Origin of the sequence: Mucilaginibacter lappiensis (assembly GCF_900155965.1) — a bacterium.
Classification (GTDB): Bacteria; Bacteroidota; Bacteroidia; order Sphingobacteriales; family Sphingobacteriaceae; genus Mucilaginibacter; species Mucilaginibacter lappiensis.
The window spans coordinates 354,837-369,410 of sequence record NZ_FTMG01000001.1 but is presented as its reverse complement, the minus strand read 5'-3'; the positions used below and the strand labels follow the sequence as shown (position 1 = coordinate 369,410).

At 43.5% G+C, this 14,574-nt stretch carries 15 protein-coding genes; 10 read left to right on the top strand and 5 right to left on the bottom strand.

Features of this window, described 5'->3' with window-relative positions:
- Positions 1-305: 305 nt before the first annotated feature.
- The 3 genes from BW976_RS01520 to BW976_RS01510 form a co-directional block, all read right to left on the bottom strand.
- Positions 306-779 carry a hypothetical protein gene (locus tag BW976_RS01520; protein WP_076369689.1) on the bottom strand — a complete coding sequence of 158 codons (474 nt, stop codon included), beginning with the start codon at positions 777-779 and terminating at the stop codon, positions 306-308.
- 100 nt (positions 780-879) lie between these two features.
- Complete coding sequence (locus tag BW976_RS01515; RefSeq protein ID WP_076369687.1) at positions 880-1,779, bottom strand: EamA family transporter; 900 nt, start codon at positions 1,777-1,779, stop codon at positions 880-882.
- Entirely contained in the window at positions 1,776-2,444 is a 669-nt protein-coding gene (locus tag BW976_RS01510) for an FMN-dependent NADH-azoreductase (protein WP_076369685.1), read from the bottom strand. Before BW976_RS01510 ends, BW976_RS01515 begins: the two co-directional genes overlap by 4 nt.
- Before the next feature lie 69 nt (positions 2,445-2,513).
- Here BW976_RS01510 and pdxR point away from each other — a divergent pair, with 69 nt between their 5' ends.
- Positions 2,514-3,992: a MocR-like pyridoxine biosynthesis transcription factor PdxR gene (pdxR, locus tag BW976_RS01505; protein WP_175614005.1), complete on the top strand. Its 1,479-nt coding sequence runs from the start codon at positions 2,514-2,516 to the stop codon at positions 3,990-3,992.
- A 96-nt stretch (positions 3,993-4,088) separates the two neighbouring features.
- On the opposite strand, the gene BW976_RS28835 is transcribed toward pdxR, so the two are convergent.
- Positions 4,089-4,328 (bottom strand): hypothetical protein, encoded by a 240-nt coding sequence (locus BW976_RS28835; protein WP_084192007.1) that lies wholly within the window; start codon positions 4,326-4,328, stop codon positions 4,089-4,091.
- Positions 4,329-4,750: 422 nt separating this feature from the next.
- On the opposite strand from BW976_RS28835, the gene BW976_RS01495 reads away from it, so the two are divergent.
- The 8 genes from BW976_RS01495 to BW976_RS01455 all read left to right on the top strand — a co-directional run bounded on the left by BW976_RS01495 (position 4,751) and on the right by BW976_RS01455 (position 9,470).
- The gene (locus tag BW976_RS01495) at positions 4,751-5,191 is read left to right on the top strand and encodes a DoxX family protein (RefSeq protein ID WP_076369683.1); all 441 of its coding nucleotides are present in this window, start codon (positions 4,751-4,753) and stop codon (positions 5,189-5,191) included.
- A gap of 156 nt (positions 5,192-5,347) precedes the next feature.
- Positions 5,348-5,638, top strand: coding sequence for a hypothetical protein (locus tag BW976_RS01490; RefSeq protein WP_139332157.1), 291 nt, complete (start codon positions 5,348-5,350; stop codon positions 5,636-5,638).
- Between the two features lie 345 nt (positions 5,639-5,983).
- On the top strand, positions 5,984-6,457 hold the full coding sequence (locus BW976_RS01480; protein WP_139332156.1) for a nuclear transport factor 2 family protein: 474 nt from the start codon (positions 5,984-5,986) through the stop codon (positions 6,455-6,457).
- 30 nt (positions 6,458-6,487) lie between these two features.
- On the top strand, positions 6,488-6,922 hold the full coding sequence (locus tag BW976_RS01475; protein WP_076369675.1) for a carboxymuconolactone decarboxylase family protein: 435 nt from the start codon (positions 6,488-6,490) through the stop codon (positions 6,920-6,922).
- Between the two features lie 228 nt (positions 6,923-7,150).
- Positions 7,151-7,342 carry a GMC family oxidoreductase N-terminal domain-containing protein gene (locus BW976_RS29980; protein ID WP_076369673.1) on the top strand — a complete coding sequence of 64 codons (192 nt, stop codon included), beginning with the start codon at positions 7,151-7,153 and terminating at the stop codon, positions 7,340-7,342.
- Positions 7,343-7,345: 3 nt separating this feature from the next.
- Positions 7,346-7,996, top strand: coding sequence for a GMC family oxidoreductase (locus BW976_RS01465; RefSeq protein ID WP_084192006.1), 651 nt, complete (start codon positions 7,346-7,348; stop codon positions 7,994-7,996).
- 52 nt (positions 7,997-8,048) lie between these two features.
- Positions 8,049-8,852, top strand: a complete 804-nt coding sequence (locus BW976_RS01460; RefSeq protein WP_217696190.1) for a cupin domain-containing protein — start codon at positions 8,049-8,051, stop codon at positions 8,850-8,852.
- 159 nt (positions 8,853-9,011) lie between these two features.
- Complete coding sequence (locus BW976_RS01455; RefSeq protein ID WP_245834595.1) at positions 9,012-9,470, top strand: hypothetical protein; 459 nt, start codon at positions 9,012-9,014, stop codon at positions 9,468-9,470.
- A 151-nt stretch (positions 9,471-9,621) separates the two neighbouring features.
- Here the strand turns inward: BW976_RS01455 and BW976_RS01450 are convergent, their stop codons facing one another.
- Positions 9,622-11,670, bottom strand: a complete 2,049-nt coding sequence (locus BW976_RS01450; RefSeq protein WP_076369669.1) for an alkaline phosphatase D family protein — start codon at positions 11,668-11,670, stop codon at positions 9,622-9,624.
- 503 nt (positions 11,671-12,173) lie between these two features.
- Between BW976_RS01450 and BW976_RS01445 the strand changes: the two genes are divergently transcribed.
- On the top strand, positions 12,174-14,561 hold the full coding sequence (locus tag BW976_RS01445) for a PAS domain-containing sensor histidine kinase (protein ID WP_076369667.1): 2,388 nt from the start codon (positions 12,174-12,176) through the stop codon (positions 14,559-14,561).
- Positions 14,562-14,574 lie beyond the last annotated feature (13 nt).

The window sequence follows — 14,574 nt, the reverse complement described above, 5'->3', positions numbered from 1 at the left end:
AGCTGAATAACGGAAATATATTTACGGCTTCTCAATAACTTCATGCACTGATATTAATTTATAATCGATCGGTTTCCTGTTCGCCGAAACTGTTCAGCATAGCTTCAACTATCGCGAAGTTCGTCCAAACGCTAACGAACAAAAAGGGCTGACAACGTAGTGCTATGAGTTACGACGTCGCCAGCCATAAATCATCGCTTAAGAGAACAATTGTTTCTGCGATAGAGCCGCAGCTTGACGGATATGTTTGCATACAATACCAAAACTGATTGATTATCGCCTGCATCTCCTGAATGATTTGATACTTATTTATTTAATTCACCTATTTCGGGGTATTCGTATGCTTTATGGGAAAAAATAAATTTGATTCGGTCGCTGTCCCTGAAGCGGGTACCCGAACTATCGCGCGGCCATTTTCCAACCGGGATCATATACGAAAATTTGGCGTCGTTCTCCGGGTCCAGATCCGAAACTTTTTCTACCCTTTCTACCTCGCCGCGCGCCTGCGCATCGTAGTCGTAGTAGAAATTTTTCAACTTATAAGTAATCAGTGTAAAATGTTCTTCAGACGTATGATGTTTAAAATTGCTTTTCGTGCTTTCAAACGCCGCAGAATCCCCGTACAAGACAGATATCGTCTTCTCGTCCCGGTTAATAAATGCTGTCATTTGAACACCCGCAGTTTGTAAAACTTCAGCGGCTGAAACCCTGGGAGTTGCTTGCTGGCCGCATGCCCCGATGACGCATAACATGAGTAATAAAATTGGCATTGTTTTCATCGTATTCATTTTTAAAAGGTTAAATAAATTTGGACTTCAAAATTTTATAGGTCACCAAATGGCGTTGTCATATCAATTCACCGGGGCTGGTTTGAATTTCTCAACCGGGAATCGGCGTTCGGTTCCCAACGTTCATCAGCACGACTGCAAGGAGAATCAGTACAACACCTAACCATTGCAAGCCACTCACGTGCTCATTGATCAGTACGAAAGCCATTAAAACGGACACCGGGATTTCCAGCGATGCGATAATAGCGCCCAAGCCCATGCCGGTAAGCGGCATCCCCTTCGTTAGCAGGATCGGCGGTAAGATTGTCCCGAAAAGCGATAGTATTATACCCCAGCGAACGAAGATCCTGAATGAAAAGTCCTGATTAAGATGCGCATGAAAGATCGACAGAATGATGATGAGCCCACCCAGAATCATGTATAAACTCCGTTTTAAAGGTGGAAAATGGAGGCCAACACGATTAGATGAATACATCGTCGCTGTGTAGGAAACTGCCGCCAGCAAACCCCAGCCGATGCCGATCCAGTTGATCCGGATACCTTGCTGACCAATTGCAGCTGCCAACACCGTTCCACCGAGTATAATAATGACTGCCAGTAGTGTTCTTGATCCCGGCATTTTTTTATGAACGATCATTTCTGCTATGACACCCATCCACACTGACTGCATGAGCAATACAATGCCCACGCCGACCGAAACATACTGTACTGCCAGGTAATAAAATAAACTTGTCAGGCCGAGTGAAGCGCCAGCAGCTACCAATTGCAGCGCAGTTTTGGCGCTGGGACGGTTACTTAGGATCATTGATTTATTTTTCCGGAATAAATTCAGGATTAACAGGCCCAATGCCCCAAGAACATATTGCGATACCGTCACTTCGGCCACATTGAAACCCTCGTGATAGGCCATCTTCACACAGGTTGTGAGCATGCCATAGCTGGATGCGCCCAAGGCTACATAAATTCCCCCTTTAAGTTTATCGCTTATCATTGCGCTTCAATCAAAGGTGATGAATCAACGAGGTACGAGCTTACAAGGCTTTTTACATCCCGAACTGCATCAGCAATGCTGATCTTCAATCGTTCTGGATCTTGAGATTCTCCGTTGATGGCAATCGTCTGAACATCGTTGATCCCCATAATGTTAAATACCGTTTTCAAATAGGTGCTTTGAAAATTCATGTGCGCATTGGCTTCACCCGGTTCATAACCTGAACCACCCCTCGAAAGCAATAAGATCAACGTTTTATTTTCCAGTAAACCCAGATATGGGTTGGACGGATCTTCCCGGTTGATCCTCCAGGTTTCATTCACGCGGACGATCTGATCAATATATCCCTTTAGTACCCCTGGTATGGACCAGTTATACATTGGGGTACCGATGACGATCATATCATTTGCCTTAATTTCCGCGATCAGCCCATCGCTTAAATGCAATGTGGCTGCTTCTTCTGTTGTGCGATATGCTTTGGGTTTTGCCGCCGCTGCTACCCAGTTTTCGTCAACAAAAGGTATGTCATTAGCAGCTAAATCCCGGTAGGTTATATGAGCATTGCCTTCGTGGCTTTCCCATTCCTCAACGAATGCATTAGTGAGCATCCTGCTTTTGGAAAGAGCTTGTCTTGCACTGGCATTGATTATCAATATCTTTTTCATTTTCAATTATTTTACCACAAAATTATTGGTAACTTGGATTATATTTACACCCCAGTTTTCATATTAAATATGGCCCAGATGCTGCCCTATAAAACGTTAGTTCAGGTTGACCGGAATTCATCGGTCTCCCTCCATATCCAGGTTTGCAATATTTTTATTTCGTTGATCACCGATGGCACGCTTCAACCATCGGATCCTTTGCCGAGCTCCCGTATTTTGGCAGATTTGATTGGAATTGCCCGAAATACAGTGAAACTGGCCTATGAAGAACTGATCAGTCAGGGTTGGGCGGAATCGTTGGAAAGGAAAGGCATCTTCGTGCTCTCAAAATTGCCTATACGTTCGAAATATATCCATGCGGACACCGGCAATGAAGAAAATGATCGCGCTTCTTTCCGCTGGAAACAGGATTTCGGGAAGATATTGCCAAATGAAAACCTTCAGCATATCGTGCTGGCCATAGATGATGGTTTTCCGGACGTTCGGCTTGCGCCGGTCGATTTATTGATGCGCGAATACCGAAGCCTGTCGAGGCGATATCAGGGCAAGAATTTTCTCAAGTACAGTACCGCGATGGGATCTGAACACCTGCGCACGGCATTGCAGCAGTATTTAGCCCATAGCAGGGGCCTGGTAACCAAAACAACAAATATTCTCATCACCAAAGGGAGCCAGATGGGTATTTTCCTTGCTACCCAATTATTGGTGGAGCCAGGGGATCAGATCGCAGTTGGTGTTTCCAATTACGGCTCTGCTGATGATACCTTCAGATTTGCCGGAGCAAACCTGTTACGCATACCCGTAGATGACTACGGTATGGATGTGGATTTCCTGGAAAAGCGTTTGAAAAAAAGTAAAGTCAGAGCAGTTTATATCATTCCCCACCATCATTTCCCAACGACGGTAACCATGAGTATGGATCGCAGGATGAAATTGCTGAATTTAGCTAAAGAACACTCTTTTGCGATTATCGAGGATGATTATGACTTTGATTTTCACTATGACAATAAGCCGTATGTGCCGCTCGCGAGTATAGACCATCACCATAACGTGATCTATATCGGATCGATCTCCAAAACCTTTGCACCGGCGTTACGCATAGGCTTTATGGTTGCTTCGCAGGGCTTTATCGAATCTGCTTCAACTATCCGGCAGCTGATCGACAAACAAGGTGATACGCTTTTGGAAGAAGCATTTTCCGTATTATATAACGATGGAGAAATGGACCGGCATTTCCGGAAGTCGTTAAAAATCTATAAACAGCGCCGGAACATTTTCTGCGAAATGCTTAAAGCGCAGTTAGATGATGTAGTAGATTTCAAAGCGCCGGAAGGCGGTTTGGGGGTTTGGGTGAACTTTGACAAAAAAATTGATTTGAAGAAACTCTCCTACATTGCCGGAGGAAATGGCCTGTATATCGGAGACGGATCATACTACCAAAATGAAAGTTTTTCACCAAATGGACTGCGAATGGGATTCGCGTCACTCCGGGAGGAAGAAATGGTCAGGGCATTAACGATCTTGAAAAAGAGCTTGCCGCAGGCATAAAGCCTTCATGAATAAGTTTGATCTTACGATTTTCATTAACCAGCCTGCCCAAATAGGTTTGATGGTATGGCCTTCCTGTTCTCGCAGCAATCACCATTACTTCGTATTCAGCGAAAACCTGTTCAGGTGTTTCAATAAGTATCTTGATTTTTTTAGAGCTGAACCTGTGGAACGGCTGAGGGAGATTTTAAATAAGTCGTAAAGCCCCTGCCGGCCCTCCATTACTTGCAAGATAGGGTAATCAAATGCGCCGACCTCAGCGAAGAATTCTATGAGTTGATCCACATCACCTATATTTTCAAGATATGAATTTAACAGTTCTTTCGCATTTTTCATGTTTAGTAATTTTTAATAGAAGTTACGCGGCACTAAAGTTTTACGCCATCATTCAATGATTACCGGGATTATTTAGTGTAAGTATCTGGTCAAAGTTCACCGATAGGTGTAGCCTGTGCATTGATAAGGATAAGAAAGAAGTTGATTTAGATCAAGAGAAACACAGGATACTCCAGGAAAGCCTCGCAAATCGTGAAGTTGTTAAACAGTTACCATATAAAAAATTGTCTGCACACATCATGATTAAATAGCATCGGGTGACCGCAAGGTTTTTTTGCAAAGAAATTAACTAATAGTAAGCACTGTAAAACAGGTACAACACTCATTTGCTGGGTCCAGCAAATTTTGAAATCTGGTATGTAAATACGACCCAGAGGTAATATATCTTTGCATCGTTAATTCCATTAAAGAACAAAAAAATTATGAAAAATTCATTTAAAATACCCCAGCTGCTATTACGTTTGGCATTAGGTGTTGGCTTTTTAACAACTGTTTCAGACAGACTGGGCCTATTGCCCACTGATACGAGAAATATAGAATGGGGAGCCTGGAACAAATTTATAGACTATACGGCTACACTGATTCCATTTCTTGACAGGCCCGTGGTCAATGTCATGGGTGGGCTCGCCACTTTTTTTGAGGCCTCTATTGGTATTTTATTAATAATCGGCTTCAAAACCCGGTATGCCGCTATTGCAAGTTGCGTGCTAACCTTGATTTTTGCGCTGTCCATGACCGTCTTTTTGGGTATTAAAGCCCCAATTAACTTCGCAGTTTTCGGTACTTGTTCCGGCAGCCTGCTGCTTTCTACGATCCCGGTTTACAATTGGAGCCTGGATAACCTGTTTAAGAAATCTGAATAACTGACAAAAAGACAAACATAGTATTCCTGGTCATTCAGCCATGCCGGCAATTGAGTTGTTGTTGTTTGGCCTTATGGCGCGTCTTTGCAAAAAATGTAATAGGATGACCGGGATACTATTGTTTCCATAATGCCTCCCCTTTAGGATCCCATTAACTTGAAAAAATATTTAGTTCTGTTAGCAGTGATGCTTCCGTTGGGCGCGATAGCGCAACTGGAAGTTTACGACAGATATACAGTAGGAGGAAAACATGAACCGAACATCAATTATTTCGGTTCCAAAAAGCTTACAGACCGGTTTTCACTCACTTATTTTGGTTTGTTGGAGCATCAATGGGGCGAAGCGTTGGTGGGAGCCAGTTATAAGGTGGCTCCATCATTAATTCTCGGGCTCGGCACGGGTATCGAACATGGTACAACAAGCCCCCGATATATTGCCAGTATCTAGACTGGAAATGAAAGAACTACGTTTGCGGCGTTATGGGAGGTGGGCGCAGGAAAATCGAATTATTTATATAAGGCGAACCTGTTTTATAAATGCACCAATGAGTTTACAATAGGCGCAACAGCCTGGCGTAAGCACGGCGTAGGGCCAAATTTCAGATACACTATACCCCACATCAAATCAACACTTTGGTTTATGCCTGCTTATTACTTTGATGCGGATAAAACAAAGTTGGTGGCGGGTGTTACGATTCCAATGCAATAGCGGGAAGATAGCATCACAATTACAAGCTGGGCCGCTGATTATTTTAAGACTGGGGCGGTATTCCGGAGCATAATAGCATTAATTTTGAATAGAAACAGCGAATTAAGTGGCCAAGAACCACTTGATAATTACAACCCGAAAATGAACTTGGAAGCAGATAAACACGAAACACTGGCTGTTCTAAACAGCTTTTATATAAATGTTGATGAGAAAAATGCGGAGGGAATAGCGTCGTTGTGCGCAGACGATATAGACTGGTTAATACCAGTTTCTGAAGTATTACCCTGGACCGGGCAGTTGAATAATAGGGTGGATATTGCAAAAGCGCTCACTTTATTATTCGACGCACACATGGACAGTGAAGAACAGGTTGAACCTGGATACGTCTTCGTTGAGGGCTCTGAGGCTGCTGTTTTTGGGGTAATGATACGAATTCCTTTTGCTACAGGGAAAACATTTACGAATCAGTTTTGCCAGCGCTTTACCGTTAAAAACGGCAAAATCACCAAATTTCTCATGCTGGAAGATGTACATGAAGTAGAAAGATCTTTTGAATAAAATAATAACTGACCTTAATAAATAACAAAAATGAGTACACGCATTAAAATTGACAAAGTAGAACCTGCCGGATATCAAGCCATTTTGGGACTGGAAAAATTCATTGAAAGTACATCACTGACCAAAACCCACAAAAATCTGATCAAAATTAGGGCCTCCCAGATAAATGCTTGTGCTTTCTGCATTGATATGCATACGAAAGAGGCACGGAAAGCTGGCGAAACAGAGCAGCGCATCTATGCATTGAATGCCTGGAGAGACACTCAGTTTTTTTCGGAGGAAGAACGGGCGATCCTGGCACTCACTGAAGAGGTTACATTGATCCAGAATCATGTAAAAGATGAAACCTATGCTACCGCAGCAGCCGTTCTTGATGAAAAATACCTGGCGGACGTTATTCTGGCAATCATCACGATCAATGCCTGGAACAGAATCGGTATCACTACCCAACTGTTGCCAGCTTGATAATTGTTCATGATGGTGATTATCGTAGAAGCCCTCTCAAGAGGGCTTTTTACTGACCCATTTCAAGTAGCCGCGATTTAATCAAAACTCAACGAAGCACTCAAACTACAACTACTTTTTAGCATCCCGGAATCACTTTGTCTGCGGTCATATCTGCCCGCTGCCGATCAAGTTCTCCGATGTCATTCTATGTTAAGTCTATCATGTTAAACAATATAAATACCCCCTATGAACGATACACTTTTAAGTAATGACGCTGTTATGCGTCAATATGATTATATTATTATTGGAGGACGATCAGCTGGCTGCGTTGTCGCAGGCCGCCTTGCCGCAAATTCGGAAGCTTCTGTACTGCTGATCGAATCAGGAGGCTCGGATACTGCTATACAGGAAATTGAACATCCCTTAATGTGGGCGTAAAATATTGGTTCAGCCCACGACTATGCCTACACCTATGCACCGGGGGCTTTACTAAAAGATAGGATCAACCTGGCACCGAGAGGAAAAGTACTCGGTGGATCAGGTAGTATCAATGCCATGATGTGGGCGAGAGGCACACAACACGATTATGACAGCTGGGCTGCAGCCGGCAATCCTGGTTGGGATTACGAATCAGTGCTACCATTATTCAGGCAAATAGAAGACTGGGAAGGTGGAGCCTCTGCTTTCCACGGTGCGGGTGGTCCCATTGCTATCGAGAATATTAAAGATCCGCATCCGTTAATTGCCGCATTTTCAGATTCCTGCTTGGCGATGGGCATGCCTTTGTTGGATGACATGAATGGACAATCCCCTCAAGGCGTTGGACCGATGAGTGTGAATTTCCGTGAAAACCGCCGGTCAAGCCCAACTGCTTATCTAAAGCTTCCTTCGATATCGGTTAAGCAAAATCTTACCATTCTGACAAATACGAAAGCATTAAAGCTACAATTAACAGGCTCACATTGTACTGGAGTTGAGTTGCTGCGAAACGGGGAGATCATGATAATTGAGGCTGCACGTGAGGTCGTTCTATCGGCAGGAGCTATCGAATATCCAATCTGGGCCCTGTTTATTATTAAAACTGGTATGTAAATATAACCCAAATATCGGATAGTTTTGAATGAAAAAATTCACCAAAAATATCATGAAAAAAACAATCCTATTGATGACAGGCGCTTCTGTTCTTGTCATTGGAGCGATGTCCCTGTTCTCTTACACCGCACCAACTAAAGTGAAAGCTAAAGCTAAAGTAGCTGTCTGCACACCTGCTCCGGAAAGCTATAAACCTTTTGATTTCCCGGAAATTCCATCGTCTGGTGATGGACCTCTTGTTTTAGGCCCTGCATACCAGATATTTGATTTTATTCAGACAGGAAAATCTACTAATGGAAAATACCTGTTTGCCAAAGTGACTGTTCCGCCGAACCAGGGGCCGCCGCCGCACATTCACCATTGGACAGATGAATGGTTCTATGCACCAAATGGTGGATTTACTATGTATATGGGTGAAACAGCTTATCCTGATTTAAATAAAATACCAGGTGAAAACGCTCCTAAAGACATAGTGGATATAGTGCCTATGCGTCCAAAGGAACTCTTTTATGGTAACAGATTTTTCATGCACGGATTTATTAATACTTCCGGGAAAACACAGATATTATACATAGTATGGACGCCTGACACAAAAGACGTTTCTATTCTTCCATACTTTGTGAGGGCAGGTCGCGTTTTAAAAAGGAATGAAAAACCAGGAGAACTTACTTTTAAAGAAAATGTCCGGTTTGTATCATTAGCGCCTGAATATGGTTTTAATCAAAGCTCTGATTTCTGGCAATATGTTAAATCTACTAAGGAAGGAAAGCCTGAACACATGAATAACGATCACAGGGAACAGCTATTGGGTTTGTTGAAGACATTTTCAAAGAACCCAGCGAGCAAATCTAAATAACTATAAGGGGGCCTAAAGCCAGTCATGGTCGGAAGATTTTCTTCCGACTTTTTTGTTATAAATCGGTTTATTTATCATTGCAAACATCTGATTTCCAGTTAGTTATTATTGTTTTTTTGATCTTAAATTAGTATCCTAATGGCTGATAATCAATGAGATATGCCGAAATTTAAAGATCATATTATTAGTGCAAAACATCTCCCGGAATACATTCCTGAGGCTCTGATATCAAATTTATCCCTAACGACCAAGATCGATCATTATGCCAAGGTTCTTCATGGCAATAAACTATTCTATCTTCTCTTGTATAGCATTTTGGATAATGAAAAACTAAGCCAGCGAACTTTGGAAGATACCTTCAATAATTCTGTATTTAAGGTGCTTTTTAATCTGGATGAGGGTGAACGGATACGTAGAAGCTCCATTTCAGAGCGGCTTTCCAAAATAGATCCAGATTATTTTAAGCAGATCTATGAATGCATTTACGATCAGTTCTCCAGTTTGTATTCCCTCACTGCAAGGGAGAAATATGGACGTTCCGTAGGCCTTGACCAGGCGATTCCGTGGCATTTAGAGCAGCGCCTTGTGTTTATCACATTAAAAAATGGCAACTATTAATCAGTGATTTGATATGGTCAAAGTGTTGCAGAACTATTGGTCCGCGATTTCGGAATGTTATGATCCACGGCTCCGGAATATCCATGTGGACACTCGCATTTATTTTTCAGTTAAGCATAGACGCTTAAGCGGGTGGGGGTGGGGCAATAACTCAGATGCAATACTGTGGGTTGCCTTCAAGGATCTCCTGTTCAAGCTTAGGTGTCTCGTCTGCGTTCCACAAATTTGTGCGATGCACAACACGGTAGGCCAAAGGACCACCATCAGGACGCTCGCTGCGTTCCAATGGACGGGGGATGCATACGAACTCCGCCGAAAGTTGCTCCGAAGTGGCAGTCATCAATACATAACCATGGCCCCCGAAATCGAGCAATGACAAATGCGGCGCCACATCCGGATTGCGCACGGCACGGGCTTGCTCCATATCTCCGGTCTCTTTTAGCTTTAGCGTCGAAAGCACCCCATGCAAAGCGGCAACGTTCATAGAAGGGATCACGGTGCCATCCGGCTGATCAATCAGGTGCAGTACGCGTTTCGGATGGTCCTTAGCCATAGTTACTTCCAATACTTCAAAGAGCGTCTGCTGCGATATGGAACCGGTAATGAATTCTACGCCCAGTGGTTCGTATTTCTTCGGCGGCAGCGCCTTAGACGCTAAACCGGCGTGAAACGCATGACGATCGCCTCCGACCACACAAAAACCTGTGATTTTATGGTCGTGTATGAAATCAAATATGATGTCTTTATCACGAAGGAACCGGTTGTCTATTAAAGCATATCCTACATCTTTAGGCCACTTAGCGCCTAGTTCGCCGGGTAAATTTTGATAATCACTACGTACTTCCATGGTGCCAAAACCGTGTCCCCATATTTTCCAGCGCGCGTTAGAAGCCCCGAGTTGTTCTAAGAACCAGTTTCTTTGCTCGCTACCCAGGTAAGTTTGGGCATGAACATTTTTTGTAGGATTCGGAATAGCTTTGCCATTGAATTGTATGGTTTCCGGTGGTTTATCTCCATTGTAATGACGACCATAATTCATGATCTCAAAAGGTATCTGCGCGTCTACCCTTGGGTACTCTGGTACATTAAAATCATCAGTCGACATATCGGGAGAACGGAATGACCAATTATCGGTCAGCAGTAAGTCTACATTTTTGCCCCAACGCAATACACGCTGGATCTTCAGGCTATTGATCGCCTTCAGGTTATTAGGCTCTTCTGAAAGTCCGTCTTCGTTGAATTTTTCCATGGGTGTATCCACCACTGCGGGAGCATTAAAATGTTCCATCTTGGGGTTACCCGGCTGTTTGACCATTGCAGGCATGAACTCCCACCAGGCCTGGTTGGCAGAGACTTTTTGGTTTTGTGCAGGAGCGCTGAAGCCGCCACCTGCCACATACTGGCTCTGGTATCCTGCCCAGGCAAATTCGTGATTATCCCAAATACAGACAAATGGCCAACGGGCACGGGCGTCCTGTAAGTCGGGATCCTCAAGATAGGCCCTGTAGAGTGTACGATAATCCTCCAGGGTAACGGGGAGATGGAAATTGCTAACCTTTCGACCTTGCGGAAATTTATACAGGTTTCTGATGCGACGACCACGGTTTCCGTTCGGATTATCTTCGGCATACCAGGTCACCTCGTAAATAAAATCGCCCAGGTGCAACACAAAATTAAGCCGTTGCTCTTTCGGACGTGCCTCATCTTCAAAGATCATCTTTCGGTAAGCATTCATGGCACCTTCGTTAGGGCATTGACAACATACAAAGGTAAAACGAATAGGTGTATCCGAATCATCGCTGGGTGCTGTCATAGTGCGACCGATCCGGCTTGCGAAACCACGATCATCAATGAAGCGGTACCAGTACTCGCGATTGGGTTTGAGATCTGTAGCCAGGAAACGACAGGTCCAATCTGAATCAGCACTAATATTTGCAGTACCGCCCGCCAGGATTTTATTGAATTCCGGGCTGGTCGATATTTCAACGATCAGCTTGCTGGCGAAATTTCCGTTTACTGGTGGACGCCTCGTCCACAAGATGACTGTGTCAGCTGTTGGGTCACCTGATGCTACACCCTGTGGAAAGAGGTCCCTGCGCTCAACTGCTTTAGTGGGGAACTTGTTTGCCCAACCTTTTTTTGTTGTTAGGACGACGCCAATGGACAGGGATTGTAAGAATTTACGGCGGGTTAAATTCATTAGAGTTCTATTTTATAACTTTTTTTATCCGGGATTTACAGCATGCACAATTTAAACTTATTTATTAACTCGCAATAGGCTTAAATAACTTAATTTCAAGTTATTTGCATGAAATATTGAAGTTTTCCGCAAACTACATGTATTGATATCCTAAGTTACAAACTTCAGATAGCTGAATTAGCGTTTACTCACCGTGCTGTCCCGGACTTTTGCATGACACAATTTTTTTGAAATTATAACTGCTTGTTGATGGTATAATAAAGTCATTAGCTCATTCAAACAATCTGTTTGATGTTGAATTCCATAGCAACAAATATTTTTCGTGCACATCGAATCTGTGATTTTCCATTGCTCCTCAAAACTGCATTTTTATAATGTCTATGTACACCTGAGCAACTTGATATACGACGGGCGGATTTAAATTAGTATTATTTTGTGGTATCAATAATTACTCAAAACATTTTGTTTCCAATTTAGTTTCTTCCTTCATCAGTAATTAAATTATGGCACAGAATTCTTCCTTATCGAATGCTGAATACCCATTTTTAAGTAACGGTGGCCGAATGGGTGAGCAGATCCGCGCTAAGGATTGGTCTTCTACCTCACTAGGGGCGCCCGGAACCTGGCCGGAAGCGTTGAAGCAAACCGTCAGTATGATGCTGAGCACTGCATTCCCGGTTTTGATTTGCTGGGGACAGGAATATTTACAATTTTATAACGATGCATTCAGGCCCATCCTCGGAAAGAGCAAACACCCACAAGCTTTAGGGATTTCCGGCAGTGAGACATTCGCGGAGATATGGGACACCATTGGGCCGATGTTTGAGGAAGTAATGGCAGGGAAAACAGTCGGCTTCCCCAATTTCATGGTGCCGCTGGAAAGAAACGGCTTTCCTGAAAATTGCTATTTTGATTTTTCTTATAGCCCGCTAAGAGACACGCAAGGTCATATTAACGGCGTACTGGTAATTTGTGTTGAAACCACAGAAAAAGTAAAAGCGATTGAACAAGCCGAGCAAGCACAGGCGGAAACGATCATCGAGCGTGACAGGCTTAAAAACTTTTTTTGGCAGGCTCCCGCTGGCATATGTATTCTTGGCGGAGCTGAACTGACCTTTGAGCTGATTAATCCGTTGTACCAGCAATTATTCCCCGGAAGAGAATTATTGGGCAAACCGCTACTTGAAGCGGTACCAGAAGTTAAAGATTCAGCCATCTGGGACGTTTTGCAGGGCGTCTATACTAGCGGGAAAACATTTGAAGGAAATGAATTACTCATTCCGCTGGCCAGGACGTCAGATGGCCCGGTTGAGGATCGCTATTTCAATTTTATCTACCAGGCCAGGAAAGATCTGAATGGATCAGTAGATGGCATCCTGGTGTTCGTGATCGAAATAACCGATACGATCAGGGTCAAACGAAAGGTTGAAGCTAGCGACAAACGGCATAATTTCCTGTTGAACACCATGCCACAACAAGTATGGACTGCAAAGCCGAATGGTGAATTGGATTATGTTAACCAGGTCGTATGTGACGACTTCGGTTATGATACAGATGTGATCGTAGGAAAAGGCTGGCAGGGCTTTGTTCACCTGGATGACTTGACCGGATGCCAGACAAAATGGGAACAATCACTGGCCAGTGGAAAAGAATATATGACTGAATTTCGCTTGAAATTCTCCGATGGTAACTATTACTGGCATCTTGCCCGTGCTGTACCATTCATCGAAGACGGCGTGATCACATCCTGGTTTGGAACCAATACCAATATCGATTCACGTAAAGCGAATGAGTATAAAAAAGACGAGTTTCTTTCCATCGCCAGCCATGAGCTTAAAACGCCGTTAACGAGCATCAAAGCTTATAACCAGATCATGAAACGACTGGAGGTCCCGGAAAAAGTAAAACCATTTATTAGCAAATCAGCCGATCATATCGCACGGCTGGAACGGCTGATTGCTGATCTGTTGGACGTGACTAAGATCAATGCCGGAAAGGTTAGCTATGCGATGGAACAGTTCAATTTCGCCGAACTGCTGAACGATAGCGTCGAAAGCATGAAACACACCGCGCCCCAGCATCAGCTTATTCTCAACGGCAATCCTGATATTACTTATGATGGCGATCGCGGCCGTTTAGAACAAGTCATCAATAATTTTATATCAAACGCAGTCAAGTATTCCTCCGCAGGAACGAAAGTACTTATCAACAGTGCGATGGACCAGGATAATATTGTTGTTTCCGTACAAGATTTCGGTATCGGGATTGCCAAAGAAAACCTTCATAAATTATTTGACCGGTATTACCGTGTGGATAATACGTCCATGCGCTTTGAAGGTCTAGGGTTGGGACTTTATATCTCTGCTGAGATATTAAGGCGTCATGGCGGCAGTTTTTGGATCGAAAGCGAAGTAGGCGAGGGTTCCACATTTTATTTCAGGTTACCAATAGTTCAGACAGAAAAACAAGAGGTGACGCGGACAGCAACCTATTATCGGGACAGGTATATATCCATTAATTACAACAAAATGCATAACCGGCTGGACGTTGACTGGACAGGTTTTCACGATATAGAATCTGTTAAACGAGGCTGTTTGATCATGTGGGAGATCCTGGAGAAAAATAAGAGTGACCGTGTGGTCAATGACAACACGCATGTATTGGGCAACTGGTCAGAGGCTGCCGAATGGGTGGGGAATATCTGGTTCCCTATGATGGAAAAAGCCGGTTTAAAATATTTTGCACTGGTGTTTTCACCCAGTACCTTCAGCCAGCTGTCCGCAAAGAAAAGCATTGACATCATGGCCGGTATTATTACCACGCAATATTTCACAGATATCAAATTAGCAGAGGCGTGGATAAATGAACAAAAACAAATAAAATCGATTTAGGCACGGAAAGATA

Coding starts and splice junctions, on each gene's coding strand:
- BW976_RS01520 (WP_076369689.1), bottom strand. CDS start 779: ATGAAAACAATGCCAATTTTATTACTCATGTTATGCGTCATCGGGGCA.
- BW976_RS01515 (WP_076369687.1), bottom strand. CDS start 1,779: ATGATAAGCGATAAACTTAAAGGGGGAATTTATGTAGCCTTGGGCGCA.
- BW976_RS01510 (WP_076369685.1), bottom strand. CDS start 2,444: ATGAAAAAGATATTGATAATCAATGCCAGTGCAAGACAAGCTCTTTCC.
- pdxR (WP_175614005.1), top strand. CDS start 2,514: ATGGCCCAGATGCTGCCCTATAAAACGTTAGTTCAGGTTGACCGGAAT.
- BW976_RS28835 (WP_084192007.1), bottom strand. CDS start 4,328: ATGAAAAATGCGAAAGAACTGTTAAATTCATATCTTGAAAATATAGGT.
- BW976_RS01495 (WP_076369683.1), top strand. CDS start 4,751: ATGAAAAATTCATTTAAAATACCCCAGCTGCTATTACGTTTGGCATTA.
- BW976_RS01475 (WP_076369675.1), top strand. CDS start 6,488: ATGAGTACACGCATTAAAATTGACAAAGTAGAACCTGCCGGATATCAA.
- BW976_RS29980 (WP_076369673.1), top strand. CDS start 7,151: ATGAACGATACACTTTTAAGTAATGACGCTGTTATGCGTCAATATGAT.
- BW976_RS01460 (WP_217696190.1), top strand. CDS start 8,049: ATGAAAAAAACAATCCTATTGATGACAGGCGCTTCTGTTCTTGTCATT.
- BW976_RS01455 (WP_245834595.1), top strand. CDS start 9,012: ATGCCGAAATTTAAAGATCATATTATTAGTGCAAAACATCTCCCGGAA.
- BW976_RS01450 (WP_076369669.1), bottom strand. CDS start 11,670: ATGAATTTAACCCGCCGTAAATTCTTACAATCCCTGTCCATTGGCGTC.
- BW976_RS01445 (WP_076369667.1), top strand. CDS start 12,174: ATGGCACAGAATTCTTCCTTATCGAATGCTGAATACCCATTTTTAAGT.